The organism is Vibrio sp. Vb1729 (genome assembly GCF_033338655.1).
Classification (GTDB): domain Bacteria; phylum Pseudomonadota; class Gammaproteobacteria; order Enterobacterales; family Vibrionaceae; genus Vibrio; species Vibrio alginolyticus.
The window spans coordinates 12,443-27,868 of sequence record NZ_JAWOTB010000023.1 but is presented as its reverse complement, the minus strand read 5'-3'; the positions used below and the strand labels follow the sequence as shown (position 1 = coordinate 27,868).

Annotated in this window: 12 protein-coding genes and 1 other annotated feature; of the genes, 1 reads left to right on the top strand and 11 read right to left on the bottom strand. The window is 44.5% G+C overall.

Annotation, left to right across the window (positions count from 1 at the left end; genetic code table 11):
* Positions 1–10: 10 nt before the first annotated feature.
* The 3 genes from R7E29_RS13360 to R7E29_RS13350 form a co-directional block, all read right to left on the bottom strand.
* Positions 11–2,551 (bottom strand): hybrid sensor histidine kinase/response regulator, encoded by a 2,541-nt coding sequence (locus R7E29_RS13360; RefSeq protein ID WP_054577047.1) that lies wholly within the window; start codon positions 2,549–2,551, stop codon positions 11–13.
* On the bottom strand, positions 2,544–3,728 hold the full coding sequence (locus tag R7E29_RS13355) for an acyl-homoserine-lactone synthase (protein WP_042522825.1): 1,185 nt from the start codon (positions 3,726–3,728) through the stop codon (positions 2,544–2,546). Before R7E29_RS13355 ends, R7E29_RS13360 begins: the two co-directional genes overlap by 8 nt.
* 156 nt (positions 3,729–3,884) lie before the next feature.
* Positions 3,885–5,144 (bottom strand): dicarboxylate/amino acid:cation symporter, encoded by a 1,260-nt coding sequence (locus R7E29_RS13350; protein WP_005376774.1) that lies wholly within the window; start codon positions 5,142–5,144, stop codon positions 3,885–3,887.
* Positions 5,145–5,687: 543 nt separating this feature from the next.
* Between R7E29_RS13350 and R7E29_RS13345 the strand changes: the two genes are divergently transcribed.
* Positions 5,688–7,229, top strand: a complete 1,542-nt coding sequence (locus R7E29_RS13345; protein WP_054577046.1) for a long-chain-fatty-acid--CoA ligase — start codon at positions 5,688–5,690, stop codon at positions 7,227–7,229.
* Positions 7,230–7,355: 126 nt separating this feature from the next.
* On the opposite strand, the gene R7E29_RS13340 is transcribed toward R7E29_RS13345, so the two are convergent.
* From R7E29_RS13340 to R7E29_RS13305, 8 genes are all read right to left on the bottom strand, one after another.
* Positions 7,356–8,051, bottom strand: coding sequence for a Crp/Fnr family transcriptional regulator (locus R7E29_RS13340; RefSeq protein WP_054577045.1), 696 nt, complete (start codon positions 8,049–8,051; stop codon positions 7,356–7,358).
* Positions 8,052–8,247: 196 nt separating this feature from the next.
* Entirely contained in the window at positions 8,248–9,054 is an 807-nt protein-coding gene (gene trpA, locus R7E29_RS13335) for a tryptophan synthase subunit alpha (protein ID WP_054577044.1), read from the bottom strand.
* The gene (gene trpB, locus R7E29_RS13330) at positions 9,054–10,244 is read right to left on the bottom strand and encodes a tryptophan synthase subunit beta (RefSeq protein ID WP_005376781.1); all 1,191 of its coding nucleotides are present in this window, start codon (positions 10,242–10,244) and stop codon (positions 9,054–9,056) included. Before trpB ends, trpA begins: the two co-directional genes overlap by 1 nt.
* A gap of 64 nt (positions 10,245–10,308) precedes the next feature.
* The gene (gene trpCF / locus R7E29_RS13325) at positions 10,309–11,748 is read right to left on the bottom strand and encodes a bifunctional indole-3-glycerol-phosphate synthase TrpC/phosphoribosylanthranilate isomerase TrpF (protein ID WP_054577043.1); all 1,440 of its coding nucleotides are present in this window, start codon (positions 11,746–11,748) and stop codon (positions 10,309–10,311) included.
* 13 nt (positions 11,749–11,761) lie between these two features.
* A complete protein-coding gene (trpD, locus tag R7E29_RS13320; protein ID WP_017635721.1) occupies positions 11,762–12,772 on the bottom strand; it encodes an anthranilate phosphoribosyltransferase in 1,011 nt (336 codons plus the stop codon).
* Positions 12,773–12,809: 37 nt separating this feature from the next.
* Complete coding sequence (locus R7E29_RS13315; RefSeq protein WP_054577042.1) at positions 12,810–13,418, bottom strand: aminodeoxychorismate/anthranilate synthase component II; 609 nt, start codon at positions 13,416–13,418, stop codon at positions 12,810–12,812.
* A gap of 16 nt (positions 13,419–13,434) precedes the next feature.
* A complete protein-coding gene (locus R7E29_RS13310) occupies positions 13,435–15,000 on the bottom strand; it encodes an anthranilate synthase component 1 (RefSeq protein WP_033905669.1) in 1,566 nt (521 codons plus the stop codon).
* A gap of 126 nt (positions 15,001–15,126) precedes the next feature.
* Positions 15,127–15,230 (bottom strand) — a sequence feature (Trp leader region).
* The gene (locus R7E29_RS13305) at positions 15,177–15,302 is read right to left on the bottom strand and encodes a trp operon leader peptide (protein WP_005376787.1); all 126 of its coding nucleotides are present in this window, start codon (positions 15,300–15,302) and stop codon (positions 15,177–15,179) included. (Overlaps the previous feature by 54 nt.)
* Between the last annotated feature and the right edge of the window lie 124 nt (positions 15,303–15,426).

Genomic DNA, 15,426 nt, shown 5'->3' with positions numbered 1-15,426 from the left:
TATTTGCAAATTAAAAAGTGCTGGAAGGTGCAAAATTCTCGTTCTGTAACCATCTTTGGATGACGACTTGAAGTGCATTTAACGTGGTGGGCTTTTCGAGCCTGTCATCCATGAGTGTCGAAATTAGCTCCAACTCTCTAGCTCCAGACTCACCAGATAAGGCAATGATTGGAACGGAGGATGTGATTTGCTTAATCCGCTGGCTGGCGTCAAATCCATTCATTACCGGCATTTGGACATCCATAAGAACGAGATCAATCTTGTGAGAGTGGAATAGTTCTACCGCAGAGGCTCCATTATTTGCTTGTAAGCTGTTGACTCCCAATCTTTTTAAATACATCTGTACCAAGGTGCGTTGCACCTCTTTGTCATCTACAATGAGCACTGTTGGTGCATCTTTACATACTTGTACGTGTTGAGCTGAATGATTTTCAGAATGTGATGCAGTTGCTTTCCAGCTATCAAAGTCCGGTGCTCTTAATGTCTCTGGTTTTGGTGCGTTTGGTACGACTGGGAAATACAAGTAGAATTCTGTGAACTCGTTCAATTCAGACTGGCACTCTATTCGTCCTCCGAAGGAGCGCATAACACGTTGGCAATAGCCCAAACCTAAGCCACTGCCTCCGCTTTTTTGATACGAGAAAAAGTCATCAAATATCTTGTGTAAGATACTGCTATCTATACCTGGCCCACTATCTCGGAAGATCAGAATGTTTTCGTAAGCCCCCGTCTGGGTACGAATCTCAATTTGACTGTCGGGATAAGAATCAAAATAGTAGATAGCGTTACGAATCAAATTGAAAATGACAAAGTTAAACAGGGTCTCATTTAACTTCGCGACAAAATCGTGTGCCTGTGGCAGGTTAATTCTCTCTATTATTTGATCGTTTTCAAAACCATAACGGCTTACTGCTTGGTCGATGGCTTTATGTATGGAAGTGAGAGCTAAAGGCTCATGCTCTGGTGAACTGTCGCTAACTTCTCGTAAAATAATATCGATAAGTTGTCTACCGCGTTGTATAGCGGCTTCACCTTTATCAATTTCTCTTTTTAGCGTATCCAGTGAGGCGTTTGACTCTATATGCTGTTTTAAAGCTTCAAATTGTAATTGTACTTGAGCGAGAGGGTTACGCATTTCATGTGCAATGGAGTTAGCCAGCGCACGGCTTTGGCGTACCTTTCTATCGGCTTCAATGGTGCTCTGGATGCGAACTAATAACGTTTGCAGAGCTGAGATTTCTTCATTAGAAAACAGCTTATTATCTATTTTATGTGAAGAAATTAGTAAGTGAGTAACAGACTTTCCACGACCGAAGAGAGGCATAACGAGCGCAGTATTGCTTGAGCGCATGCGCTCGTAGAGCTTTCTCATCGACCCTTTAGAAGAGGAGGCATAATCAATTTCTTCAGACAACTCATCTAGCACGAGAACTGACTTGCTTGACGGCAGGTACTCTTCGTAAAACGTTTCTGTGTAATTGCTAGTGACTAGCTGTAGCTTGTTGTTTGGTATGTTAAGTAACGATGCCAACTGACGCATAGCATCATCTATTGAGCGTTTAAACTCTTCCTCTAACCCAAGGATTTGCTGAACGGGAGTGTGTCGTTTCCCATAAATAAAATACGAAGCGAAACGACTGACTCGCTTAAAAAGCAAGTGCCAAGTGATACCGATAAGCGCACATAAAGGTACCGCAACAAGCCATTGGTTATCTTCAGAGATAGGAATAAATATCGCCCCTAGCGGCAGAACAAAAATGGCGCAGACTAAGAGCGCGCTTACCGTTAAGTACGTGAGATATTTAGCGCTGTAGAAGCGAGAGGTAAGTAGGGCATAGCCCACAAACAACATTTCGCTGATTGAAAGTGCTGGTGGTAACCAAGTTAGGGAGAAGTCGCCAAGGAAATACGTCATTCCAAGGTGTATCACTGCCGTAGATAACATGAATACCAAAATGCCAGCGATCATATAGTTGCTTTTTGCTAGCGTGAGCTTGCTGCTGTTAGCGCGCATGGCAATCAAGTTAAGCAGCGTTAGTACCACGAAAGCTAGCAAACTAATGAAAAAATATGAGGTATGTGGGCCAAATTCAATGACGAACTGGCTTGGACCACTAATGGTGACATTTTCGACAGTAAGATTCGGCACTAAGTTGATGTACAGTGAATACGTTGCTAGTGCGACAAAGACGACTTTTTGCCAGACTTTGACCGCTGTTTTTTTAACATCTGCGGTTAACTGGCAAGAAAAATAGAATGCAAACGCAAAGGCGAAAAAAGACGCTAAGTTCGCTAACTTAGCCATAAAAATGCCACCAACAGAGCCTAATTCTGGCAATAAATCGGTATGGAAATAGGCGTTACTGCTTATCCAAACAATGATACAGCTGGAATAAGCGATGTAAGGCGCGTGATGCGAGCCTAAGATTGATTCACTCTTCTGTTTTAGGCGATAGCAGTAATACAGTAGCCAAGCGAATACTATTAGTACAGTCGCGTACAATGCCATTGCTTTTGGGTAAAAGAGACCGTGCAAATGAACATCAAGCATGCTCATTCACCTTTTTATCCATTCTTTTTGTTCGTACGCAATGTTTGTAGTCGCGAAATTGTATGTCTTGAAATGCTTCAACCATCATACCTAAATTCCAGAAACCGCGGTATGTCTTGGTACCGTCACCGTTAATGTCGCGGTATCCTGAGTGAAAGTAGGCACTTAAATCAATAGATTGATAGAAATTTAACATAAATACTTGCTCAATAATGGTAAAGCCGAGCTTATAGCCTGCTTTATAGAGCTCGCTCATCATAGTTTTTTGCGCCAGATACAAAAAATACAGCTTTTGTTGGATGTTGCCTCCCACCGTAAGGCGCAGCACTTCGCAAACCGCTTCAGTGTTCTTTACATGAGATTGAAACTGAGCATCAAACCCAATAAGAGTGTGCTCATGAGTTAGAGCACGACACTCCAAAATACCCAGTTGATTGAGAACACTGTACCCATGATTAGGAAAGCAAAACTGCCATTGTTCGTTACTAAACTGTGGTGAGTAACTGAGCCAGTTATTTCGCTGATGCCAGCCTTGCACTAAAGCGGAGGAGACCATGATTGGTGAAGATGACGATTTGAGCAAGAGCGCAAAGTGCTGCCCTTTTTGCGAGAGTGATAAAAGAGGCAAGATTTCAAACCATTGTTCAGTTTGGACGAAAAGCTCAAGATTACTCAGTGTGATCGCTTTGGAAATCGGCATTAACGCTGCATGATTTGGCAGCATTACCTCAAGATCGCAATCTGCGATATCTTCAATTAACACGCTAGTATAGCTGTGGTCGTCAAACGGAAGCGGAGTAGGAATCGCAGCTTCGTTTGAAGGATATTTTTGCTTGATTGCTTCGATCTCGCATTGACACCAGAAAACCATCCAATGCGGGTAACAATCTGCGGCAAGTTGTTCAAGTAAACGAATCTCTTTGGAGAAACCTGTCGGATACTGTTGCACTAAATCTCGATAATCCATTAACTCAAATAGTGCAGAAAGACTTTTTGATGCGTGTTTAGGAAAGAGAGATTTAAGCAGTTTTATTCGATACAGAGCAACCTGTTGAAAAAGAGCATCTCGTTTTTGTTTCGTTAGGGTAAGAATAACTGAGTCAACCAGTGCCTGCTGCTTTGATTCGATCGGCAAATTTGTTTTGGTGAGATATTCCAAAGATTGCTCAAGACTCATGATATAACCTAGTTCTAACGTTTTGTTATATTTTGTAATGGTTTATATCATTTTGAAAAATTTATGCCATCGGTTTCTATTTGTATAGTTACGTAATGCAAGAAAAGACAAAAAAACCGCTCATTATGAGCGGTTTTTGGTCTATTCAAGAAAGGGTTAGGCTTCTTGCTTTTTTAGCTCAGCTTCTGCCGTTTCTTCTTCAATTAGCGCATCAACGATAACTGCACATGCAGCATCACCTGTGATGTTCAGTGCTGTACGAATCATATCGAAAATACGGTCAAGAGCGAATAGCAGCGGTAGACCTTCAATTGGAATGCCAGCGGCAAGAAGCACGGCAACCACTAGGAAAGAAGGGCCAGGAACACCCGCTTGACCAACAGCACCCAATGTAGACGTTACGATAATTGCAATGTAAGCGCCCATGCCTAGATCGATATTGAACAGTTGAGCAAAGAAGATAGCAACCAAGCCATAGTAAATCGCATTACCTGACATGTTGATCGTTGCGCCTAGAGGCAGAACAAATGATGCAGTTGAATTTTTTACGCCAAGCTCTTTTTCACAGGTGTCCATTGTGACAGGCAGTGTTGCCATAGAAGACGCTGTTGAAAGCGCAACTGCTTGCGGTTTCTTCATTGAAGACAGGAATTTCTTCGCAGATGTCTTCGTGAAAACATGCACCATTGCTGGGTAAACAACGAAACCGAAGATTAGGATGGCGGCAACGTAAACAACGAACAGTTTAAACACCACCATTAGCGCACCAAAACCAAACGTACCGACGGCTTCTGCCATCAGACCAAATACACCGATAGGTGCAATGATCATTACTTTGTTGATCATCCAAACCATTGCGTCAACGATGCAGTTAACACCATTGATGATTGGTTCACGACGCTCTTTTGCTTGCTTAGAAATCGCAATACCAAAGAACATACAGAAAACGAGGATCTGTAGGATGTTTGCTTCATTTAGTGATTGGAAAACGTTGGTTGGGATCATACCAGTGATGGTTGCCCAGAAAGTAGGTAGTTCACCTTTTGAAGCGTATTCTGCTGAGAACATGCCTTCAACGCCAGAGACGTCGATACCCATGCCTGGTTGGAATACTTCACCCATAAATAGTGCAAGCGCAACGGCTAGGGCGGATGTTAAACCAAAATAACCTAGAGTGACGATGCCAACTTTACCTGCTGACTGGCTGTTCCCAAGACCAGCGGCGCCAGAAATCAAGGCTACAGCGACCAAAGGAATAACCAACATTTTGATTAAGTTGATAAAGATAGCACCTAAAGGAGCGAACACTGTCGCATCATGACCCATCATGGCACCAACGGCTGTGCCCACGATCATGGCGATTACGACTTGTACGCCAATGTTGTTTAGCAAACTCTTTTCTTTTAACACTTCCATAACCTCTGTGCTAATAAAATGTAAAATCCTAAAATTACCCACTAACCATAAATGGATTTACGGATAATTATCTCGCCTTGCTTTTTACACTTATCGTTTACAATTGGCAATATGCAGCAAGGTATTATTGATGGATTAATCGATATTTTATTGACGAACGATAAAGTTTTGTTCAATAGCAAACGTTTGCTATTGATTTTTCTTATAAGGGTCGCGCTTAGGATTGTTCAAGTTTATTTTTCTTTATTTGTTTTCTTTTTGTTAATTTTAACCGCTTTTGTATTTGCTATTGCAGTCAGAGTTTTTAGTGACTTGGGTTGATATTTATAACAATTCATCTCTTTCAAGCTCACACTTTTATTAATTTGCCTTCTGAAATGTTAATTGCTTTACATTCTTGGCTCTAATTGCGTTGTAAACATAATGTTAAATTGTAATGACTGGTGAGACTCAAATGCTGACGATCCAGTGTTAGAGATAACTTGCTTAGTTAATGCTCCTGAGCTGATTAGACGAGAAAGACAAGTAAGAGGTGAAGAGACTATGATGAATCTTGCTGCTGCGTTACAAAGAAATGCTGCGAGTAAACCAGATAAAACGGCGTTGATATGTGGCACTGAAAAGATAAATTATGCGCAGTTTGATGCGATCGCCGGCAAGATCGCAGCGTCTTTAATCAATAAAGGCGTAAAGCCAGGTGACCGCGTTGCGATTTCATGCCCAAACATTCCTTTTTTCGCGTTTGTTTATTATGCAATACAAAAAGCTGGCGCGGTTGCAGTCCCATTAAATGTGCTTTTGAAAGCGCGAGAAATTAAGTATCACTTAGAAGATTCAAAAGCGAAGTTTTATTTCTGCTTTGAAGGGACGAAAGAACTGCCAATGGCAAAAGAGGGTGTCAAAGCCTTTGAACAAGTCGATACATGCGAAGGCATAGTCGTATTGACTCAATCTCAAGATGAAAGCTATTGGAATGGTGTAATAACTCTCAATGCGTTTATAGCCGATGTCCAACCGTTGCCGGATTATATACCGCGTAATGCGGATGATACATGTGTGATTTTGTATACATCAGGGACGACAGGCTTACCAAAAGGCGCTGAACTGACTCAGCAGAACATCATAATGAACGCTCTGGTGGCACAAAACATTATGGGCAGCCAGGCCGATGATATTCACTTAGTAACTTTGCCTTTATTTCATACATTTGGTCAAACCGTCCACTTAAATGCTAGTGTTTTGGGCGGGGCAACATTGGTGTTAGTGCCTAGGTTTGAGCCTAAACATGTTCTTGAGCTGGTGGAAAAACATAGGGTGACGATATTTGCTGGTGTGCCAACGATGTACATCGGTCTGCTTCATGTGCAGCATCAATTTGATACCTCGTCATTGCGTGTTGCAGTAAGCGGTGGTGCGCCATTACCAACCGAAATCTTTCGAACCTTTGAAGAAACATTTAATGTGCCGATCTTAGAAGGATACGGGTTGTCGGAGACAAGTCCTATTGCATGTTTTAATCATTTAGATCAGGAGCGAATACCAGGCTCGGTAGGTCAACCGGTTCAAGGCGTCGAAGTAAGAGTTATCGACATTGAAGGCAATGCACTACCGATAGGCGAAGAAGGTGAGATTGTTGTGCGTGGTCATAATGTTATGAAGGGATATCTTGACCGCCCAGAAGTTACTGAATCTGCGCTACAAAATGGTTGGTTCCATACTGGTGATGTGGGCCGCTTTGACAGTTCAGGTAATTTATTTATTGTCGATAGAATGAAAGATCTGATCATTCGAGGTGGATTTAATGTTTATCCCAGAGAAATTGAAGAAGTTTTCATGACTCATCCTGCCGTTTCAATGGTCGCGGTGATAGGGATTCCAAATGAAGAGTATGGCGAAGAGATAAAAGCCTACGTTGTACTTAAACCAAAAGAATACATTGACGCCGATTCATTACAAAAGTGGGGTAAAGAGCAATTAGCCTCGTTTAAATATCCTCGTTATGTCGAAATTCGTGAACACCTCCCGATGAGTGCGACAGGAAAGATTTTGAAACGTGAGTTGAAATCTGAATTGAATATAGCTTAGTCAATTCAATGGTTTTTGTGTCACAGCGCCACTTGCCTAAGTGCAAATGGTGTTGTGCTCTTGACCAATTAGATGCATAAGGTTTTTAGCTATCGTTAGACAATACTTACCGTTTGTTGAATGGATCTATTGCTCGAGTTCTTTAAAGTATTCTTCTAAGCGTTTCGGATTGGTAATGGTTACTGAGCCATAGTTTAGCTCTAGCATCCCAATACTTTCTAATCGTTTTAGTATCTTGTGTACGCTCTGACGAGTTAGCCCCATCATGTTAGCGATATGTTCTCTTGTTACCCTGACAACGCATGGTCGAGTATCGATCGCTTGATTAAGTTGGTATTCAGCAAGTAGCAGCAACCTTTTGGCGACTCGTTCTTCAATTCCTCTAATCGCGTCATCTTCGATAACAGAAATAGCAGACCACAAGCGGCGGCTAAGTAAGTCGAGTATAGTGGGGTAACTTTGAGGGTATTTGGCGAGTAATTGGCGAAATTTATCTCCAGGAAGCTCCATTACAGTCACGTCCGAATGCGCGGTCGCACCAAAAATACGAGGCATGCCGGGAGAAAAAACATTGTCTCCAAACCAGCCACCAGCTTCGAAAATCATCAGTGTGACTTCTTTGCCTTTTGAACTAATTGAGTTCACTCTCACTGCACCTTGAGCTATGACCATAAGAGAAGATTGAAGCGCACCTTTATTGCAAATCAGTGCTTTTTCGTCGAAGCAGCGAACCTTAGTCATTTGCGCTGCTTCACTAAGCCCTTTATCTGGCAGCCCTGATAGTATAGGACATTTGGCTAGCAGTGTTTTGACTTCTTCCATGTAGCAACCTTACTGCACATTGCTTTATTGAGTTAGTTAAGTTACCCAAGCTTAACACTCTTTGAGTGCTCTGCTTGAGATAGATTTGGAAAGTGCGGGCGTTGAACAAAAAATGACGTGGTATAAACGCGATAGTAAGAAAACGCCCACTAAACATAATGTTAAGCGGGCGTTGTTATGTCATATCAAACTGAAATTATTTTTGAGTGGCAGCTTTCATTGCAGAAACGAATTCACCTAGCTTGTCGAGCATAATTTGTGGCTGATCAACGTTCGCTTCAATGATTTTGACCACGGCTGAACCAGAAATTGCACCAGCGGCGCCAGATTCTAGTGCTTGTTTCACCTGTGCAGGCTCTGAGATGCCAAAACCAAGTAGCGCTGGTGGCGCATCAAATTGGTTCAGTCTATCGAGCATATGACCTACAGGCATGTTTGCTTTGGTTTCTGCGCCAGTAACACCTGCACGAGAGAGTAGGTAAGTGTAGCCGCCACCTAACTCTGATACTTGCTTCAGTGTTTCATCACTTGCCGTTGGTGGTGCGATGAAGATTGGGTGAATACCAAACTTCTCTGCAGCCGCAACGAACTCAGTACTTTCATTAGTTGGTACGTCTGCAATCAAAACAGAATCGATGCCTGCTTTTGCACAACGCTCATAGAAGTTTTCGATACCACGAGAGTAAACAAGGTTCGCGTACATCAGAAGGCCAATAGGTAGCTCTGGGTACTTAGCTCGGATCTTACCAATTTGCTCAAAGCAGATATCTGGTGTTGCACCTGACTCTAACGCGCGAATGTTAGCGCCTTGGATGGTTGGGCCATCGGCTAGTGGATCTGAGAATGGAATACCAAGTTCAAGGGCATCTGCGCCAGACTCAACCAGTGTTTCCATGATTTTGTAAGATTGCTCTGCGTTTGGATCGCAAACCGTTACGAACGGTACAAATGCGCCTTGGCTCTTTTCGTTTAGGCGCGCAAACATCTTCTCATAACGGCTCATTAGATTGCTCCTTTTTCTTCTAGGATGGCATGTACAGTGAAGATATCTTTATCACCACGACCTGATAGGTTAACAACCAACAATTGCTCTTTTTCTGGATTCTCACGTGCCATACGTAGTGCGTGTGCCACGGCGTGAGAAGATTCAAGAGCAGGGATGATGCCTTCATGGCGTGCAATCTCTTGGAATGCTTCTAGTGCTTCATCGTCTGTCACGTTGTCGTATTCAGCACGGCCAATTGCGTTTAGGTGTGCGTGTTGTGGGCCAACTGAAGGGAAATCAAGGCCAGCAGATACCGAGTAAGACTCTTCTACTTGACCGTTTGGATCTTGCATCAATGGCGCTTTCATACCGAAGAAGATGCCTGTTTTACCATGCTTAAGTGGTGCACCGTGCTGGTCAGTATCGATACCTTTACCTGCTGGCTCAACACCAATTAGGCGAACACTTTCTTCTTCGATGAAGTCAGCAAACATACCAATCGCGTTTGAGCCACCGCCCACACATGCGATAACCGCATCAGGAAGACGACCTTCACGTGCCAAAATCTGATTCTTCGTTTCTTCACCGATCATGCGTTGGAAGTCACGCACGATCGTTGGGAATGGGTGAGGACCTGCCGCTGTACCTAGTAGGTAGTGCGCGTCTTCATAAGTTGCAGACCAGTCGCGTAGCGCTTCGTTACATGCGTCTTTAAGCGTTGCTGAACCCGAGTGGACAGGAATAACTTCTGCGCCCATTAGCTTCATACGGAATACGTTCGGGCTTTGACGCTCAACGTCTTTTGCACCCATGTAAACGCGACACTTAAGGCCAAGCAGCGCACACGCTAGTGCAGTTGCTACACCGTGTTGGCCTGCGCCTGTTTCTGCGATGATTTCGTTTTTACCCATGCGTTTTGCAAGTAGCGCTTGACCTAACACTTGGTTGGTCTTGTGCGCGCCACCGTGAAGTAGGTCTTCACGTTTTAGGTACAGTTTGGTTTTCGTACCTTTGGTTAGGTTACGAGTTAGAGTTAAAGCCGTTGGGCGGCCCGCATACTCTTGAAGAAGCGTCATGAATTCGCTGCGGAATTCTGGATCTTCTTGCGCGTCGATAAACGCTTGCTCTAGTTGCTCCAGTGCTGGAACTAGAATTTGCGGAACGTACTGACCGCCGTATTCGCCAAAGTAGGCATTCAGTTTTGCCATCGTTATATTCCTTCTCGTATTTTTCGCTACGAATAGCTTTAAATTTTTTAGCTGATATCCAGCTTTAGTAGTTGCGAATAGCAGTGAATGCCGCGAGCAACTTCTGTGAATCTTTTTTGCCTGGTGCGCTTTCTACACCAGAGTTTAAATCTAATCCCAAGCAACCTAGTGTCGCTGCTTGTTGAGCATTTTCTGGCGACAGTCCGCCCGCTAGCATAATTTGACTTGGGTCGCCGATCAGTGACCAGTCGAACACTTGACCGGTTCCGCCAGTTTGAGTGCCAACTTGCGCATCTAATAAATGGCGATCAATGTTGTCTGCTAGCAGTTCTGGCTTGGCATCAGTCACGCCGTAAGCTTTCCAAATTTCTACCGTTGCTGGCAGTTCGGCTTTGAGTTGGTTTACGTAAGCTTGGTCTTCTTGACCGTGCAGTTGCACCGCTTTTAAACCCAAAGAGGTGACGACAGAAGCAACAAAATCGATATCGTGATTTTGGAAAACGCCCACGTAGTTCAGTGGAGCACCGCTCATGGTTAAGCGAGCACCTTCAAGGTCAACCGCACGCTTCGACTTCTCGACAAAAATCAGGCCACCAAATACTGCGCCAGATTGATACGCTTTTGCTGCGTCATCTGGATGCGTTAAGCCACACACTTTGTTTTCGCCTAACGTCACTTTACGTACAGCAAGTTCTAGGTTGTCTTCCGCCATCAGTGAACTACCGATCAAGAAGCCGTCTGCGTATTCCGCTAAATCACGAACTTGTTGATGTGTATAAATGCCAGATTCTGAGATTACTGTTGCGTTAGGAGCCAGTTCGCGAATGGTCGGTGCCAGTTCTTTAGTACGATTCAAATCAGTACTTAGGTCGCGAAGGTTACGGTTATTAATGCCGATAACGCGTGCGCCTAGCTTAACTGCACGATGAAGCTCTTCTTCGTTGCTGACTTCGGTCAAGATACCCATGTTCAGGCTGTGCGCTGCTTCCTCTAGCGCTTTGTACTCTTCGTCATTGAGGACAGACAGCATTAGCAAGACAGCATCAGCACTGTAATGACGCGCTAGGTAAACTTGGTAGGTATCTACCATGAAGTCTTTGCACAGAACCGGTTGTTTGACTTGACCACGCACTTGAGGAAGAAAGTCAAAGTTACCTTGGAAGTACTTCTCGTCTGTTAGGACTGAAATCGCATCAGCATGGTTGTTGTAAACCGATGCAATGTAATCCAAGTCGAAGTGATCACGAATCAAACCTTTAGAAGGAGATGCCTTCTTACATTCGGTGATGAAGGCCGTCTTTTCGCCACTCAGAGCATCGTAGAAGCTGCGGTCCGATGGCAGCAAATCAGACTGAAATGTGCTTAGCGGTTGAGACACCTTACGGTCTGCTACCCACTGATATTTGTCGCGGACAATTTTCGCCAGTACTTCTGCCATTTCTGCTTCTTTCTTAGAAACGTGTTCAGACAGGTTGTCAGCTTGCTGAGTGTTGAAGTCAGTCATCTTCTTCAATTCCTTAAGCGTGTGCGGCAAGTTGTTGTACCAATTGGTACGCCTTGCCTGAATTCATTGCCTCAATCGCTTGTTGCGTGTTGGCTTTTAAATCTTCGTGGCCGAATAGACGCATTAGCAGAGCAACGTTTACTGCCACTGCACCCAACTGTGCGTCTGTACCTTTACCCGTCAGAATATTGGTAATGATCGCTTTGTTTTCTTCAGGATCGCCACCTTTGATTGCTTCTAGTGGGTGCGCTTCTAGACCGAAGTCTGCAGGCGTTAATTTGTATTCTGTGATCTTACCGTCTTTGATTTCGGCAACGGTTGTTTCACCGTGAATTGCTACTTCGTCCAAACCACTGCCGTGTACTACAGCGGCGCGCTTCATACCCATTTGTAGCATGGTTTCTGCGATAGGACGAACCAGTTCTTCACTGTAAACGCCCATCAATTCGATGTTAGGACGAGCAGGGTTAATCAGTGGGCCAAGAATGTTAAAGATGGTGCGTGTTTTCATGGTTTGACGCACTGGCATCGCATGGCGCACACCACCGTGGTATTGAGGTGCAAATAGGAAAGCAACACCGATATCGTCTACCGCTTTGCGCGTATCTTCTGCGCTCATAGCTAGGTTGATACCAAATGAATCAAGAAGGTCAGAAGAACCCGATTTGCTTGAAACGCTGCGGTTACCGTGTTTCGCTACTTTTAGACCACATGCTGCAGCAACAAACGCCGCAGTGGTTGAAATGTTGATGGTGTTGTGACCGTCGCCGCCAGTACCTACGATATCCGCGAAATCATAATCTGGACGAGGGAATGGGTTTGCGTTTGCCAGCAGTGCTTTTGCCGCGCCTGCAATTTCGTCTGGCGTTTCGCCTTTGATTTTTAGTGCAGTCAGCGCTGACGCCATCAAAATTGGATCTAGTTCACCACGGATAATAATGTCGAATAGCTGTTGGCTCTCTTCCTGAGTAAGCGATTCTTGCTCGTACAGTTTGGTAATAATAGGGTTGATGATTGCTTCCATATTTCCTCTCCTAAATTTCTTATGTGCCAAGTGCTTTTTAAGCAGTGAGTGGGGTCGCTGAAGTCTGTTCTTCAAGTGCCCATTCAATGGCATTGGCCAACAGTGTTGCTCCGTAGGTCGTCATAATAGATTCCGGGTGGAACTGGAACCCGCAAACTTTATCTTCTTCATGTACAACAGACATTACCAAGTCATCCACTTCTGCTGTGATGGTTAGGCTCTCAGGAACCTTGGTCGCAACCAGCGAATGGTAACGTGCAATTGCAAGTGGTGATGGTAGGTTTTGGTAAATCGCATGGTTTTGGTGCTCCATCATAGAGACCTTACCGTGAATGATTTCGCCCGCGCCAGCAACGGTGCCACCGTACGCTTCAACAATCGCTTGGTGACCAAGACAAATGCCGATCATCGGCACTTTGCCTTTCATGCGTTGGATAAGCTCAGGCATTGAGCCTGCTTCTGAAGGAGCACCAGGGCCTGGCGATAGCAGAACCACTGGGTTTTCAAGCTCGTTTACCGCTTGTTCGATGGTTTCTGCTGGGATGTTGTTTCGGTAAATCTTGACCGAGTGACCTAACGAGCGGAACTGATCCACCAGGTTGTAGGTGAACGAGTCAAAGTTATCGATAAAAATGATATTAGCCATCTCTGAACCCTATTCCTTATTGTGACTTATGCGCTGCTTGGATAGCAGAGATTACCGCTTGTGCTTTGCCGCGCGTTTCGTCTGCTTCCGCTTGCGGATCAGAGTCGAACACCACGCCAGCACCAGCTTGAACTTGAGCAATGCCGTTCTCAACGTACGCTGAGCGGATCACGATACAGGTGTCGAGTGTGCCTTCACCAGTGAGGTAGCCAACAGCGCCGCCGTAGCTACCGCGTCGTGCGCCTTCTACATCGCGAATCAACTGCATGGCACGAATCTTAGGTGCGCCGGTGAGCGTACCCATGTTCATACATGCTTGATATGCGTGCAGCGCGTCTAGGTCTTCACGCAGTTGACCAACCACACGAGACACCAAGTGCATTACGTGGCTGTAGCGGTCGACTTTTAGAAGGTCTGCTACGTGGCGAGTACCAGCTTGAGCAATACGAGCGACGTCGTTACGTGCCAAGTCAACCAACATCATGTGTTCTGCGTTTTCTTTCATGTCGGTGCGCAGTTCAAGTTCGATGCGGCTGTCTAGGTCGAAATCAATCTCGCCGTTAGGGCGCTTACCGCGGCGACGAGTGCCTGCGATTGGGTAGATTTCAATTTGGTTGGTATCGGTTTCATACTTAAGCGCGCTTTCTGGTGATGCGCCAAACAGAGTGAACAGCTCATCTTGCATGTAGAACATGTAAGGGCTTGGGTTACTTTGTTTCAGTTCTTTATAAGCAGCCAGTGGAGAAGGACAAGGTAGAGTGAATCTACGAGACGGTACAACTTGGAATACATCGCCTTTCACTACGAACTCTTTTAAGTCGCGAACGGTTTGGCAGAAGTCTGCATCAGACACGCTAGGTTCTACCGTTACATCTGTTATTTGCTCTGCACTCGGCAACAGTTTTGGCGCTGCACATTGGGCGCTAATTTCTGCAATACGAGTCTCTAACGCTGTTTTCTCTGAACCATCAACAAACAACGTCGCTTGAAGCTGGCAAGATTCCGTTTGATGGTCGACAACAAGTAGTGTTTCCGCGACGTAGAAAACGTAATCTGGACACTGATTTGTTGCTTCGGCATTACCAAGCGGCTCAAAGTTTGCGACTAAGTCGTAGGCAAACAGACCACCAAGGAAAATTGCGTGTTTGTCTTGCTGTGAAATATCAAAACTATGCTGAACCAAACGCAGCGCATCGAAAGAAGAGGCTTCACGTAGGCGAGAGTCTTCATCTAACGTGTCGCATGGCTGGTTAAACTGCAAAGTTAGCGTTTCGCCATCGAACTTGCTCTCAACGTCACCACGGATGTTCTGGTTTAGGTGAGACAGTAGGTTTTTACCGTTATTGGTCAAGGCGTGCATGCTAACGGTATGGCCGAAGCAAACAATGCGAACCGCTGAATCTACGATCAGCAGGGATTTTAAATTTTGCTTTGAATCGATCTCAGCAGATTCCAGCAATAGGCTGTCAGTTTTGTTCTCACATAGTGTGTGGAACAAGCGAGTCGGGTCTTGAGTATAAGGGACGGAAGCCGTTAGCACTTCAAGCTGTCCAAGTTTCTTAATTTCAATGGCCTTGTTCACAAGACCTCCTTGTAGCTGTTTAAATCTTCCTGCCGTACATAGTCGCATAAAGCAAACGTTCTCCCAATCTAGAGTTGGCTATATTCGATTAATGTTTAGGCAGTTGAATGTGAAATGAGCAACAAAACAAAAAAGCCCGCTTAAGTAGCGGGCTTTACAACGTTTGGTTCTATAAACTAGAAGTATACGTTTGCCCACCAAGAACTAGTCCAAGTGCGCCACCAAGCAAGATCTGATGAATTTGCCTTATTAAGACAAACCGCAACTTTCGCTTTTTGGTTTTGGTTAAATTCTTGTAACATGGTGAACCTTAAATTACGTACTTTGTATTTGTGTACTAGTTAACTAGTGCGAGAGTAAAAAGTCAACCCCAAAACGGCATTAAAACGATAAAAATATGAGAATTGATTTACATAGTCACACCAC

Excerpts from the sequence above, each read along its gene's own strand:
- R7E29_RS13360 (WP_054577047.1), bottom strand. The coding sequence starts at position 2,551 with ATGCTTGATGTTCATTTGCACGGTCTCTTTTACCCAAAAGCAATGGCA.
- R7E29_RS13355 (WP_042522825.1), bottom strand. The coding sequence starts at position 3,728 with ATGAGTCTTGAGCAATCTTTGGAATATCTCACCAAAACAAATTTGCCG.
- R7E29_RS13350 (WP_005376774.1), bottom strand. The coding sequence starts at position 5,144 with ATGGAAGTGTTAAAAGAAAAGAGTTTGCTAAACAACATTGGCGTACAA.
- R7E29_RS13345 (WP_054577046.1), top strand. The coding sequence starts at position 5,688 with ATGATGAATCTTGCTGCTGCGTTACAAAGAAATGCTGCGAGTAAACCA.
- R7E29_RS13340 (WP_054577045.1), bottom strand. The coding sequence starts at position 8,051 with ATGGAAGAAGTCAAAACACTGCTAGCCAAATGTCCTATACTATCAGGG.
- trpA (WP_054577044.1), bottom strand. The coding sequence starts at position 9,054 with ATGAGCCGTTATGAGAAGATGTTTGCGCGCCTAAACGAAAAGAGCCAA.
- trpB (WP_005376781.1), bottom strand. The coding sequence starts at position 10,244 with ATGGCAAAACTGAATGCCTACTTTGGCGAATACGGCGGTCAGTACGTT.
- trpCF (WP_054577043.1), bottom strand. The coding sequence starts at position 11,748 with ATGACTGACTTCAACACTCAGCAAGCTGACAACCTGTCTGAACACGTT.
- trpD (WP_017635721.1), bottom strand. The coding sequence starts at position 12,772 with ATGGAAGCAATCATCAACCCTATTATTACCAAACTGTACGAGCAAGAA.
- R7E29_RS13315 (WP_054577042.1), bottom strand. The coding sequence starts at position 13,418 with ATGGCTAATATCATTTTTATCGATAACTTTGACTCGTTCACCTACAAC.
- R7E29_RS13305 (WP_005376787.1), bottom strand. The coding sequence starts at position 15,302 with ATGTTACAAGAATTTAACCAAAACCAAAAAGCGAAAGTTGCGGTTTGT.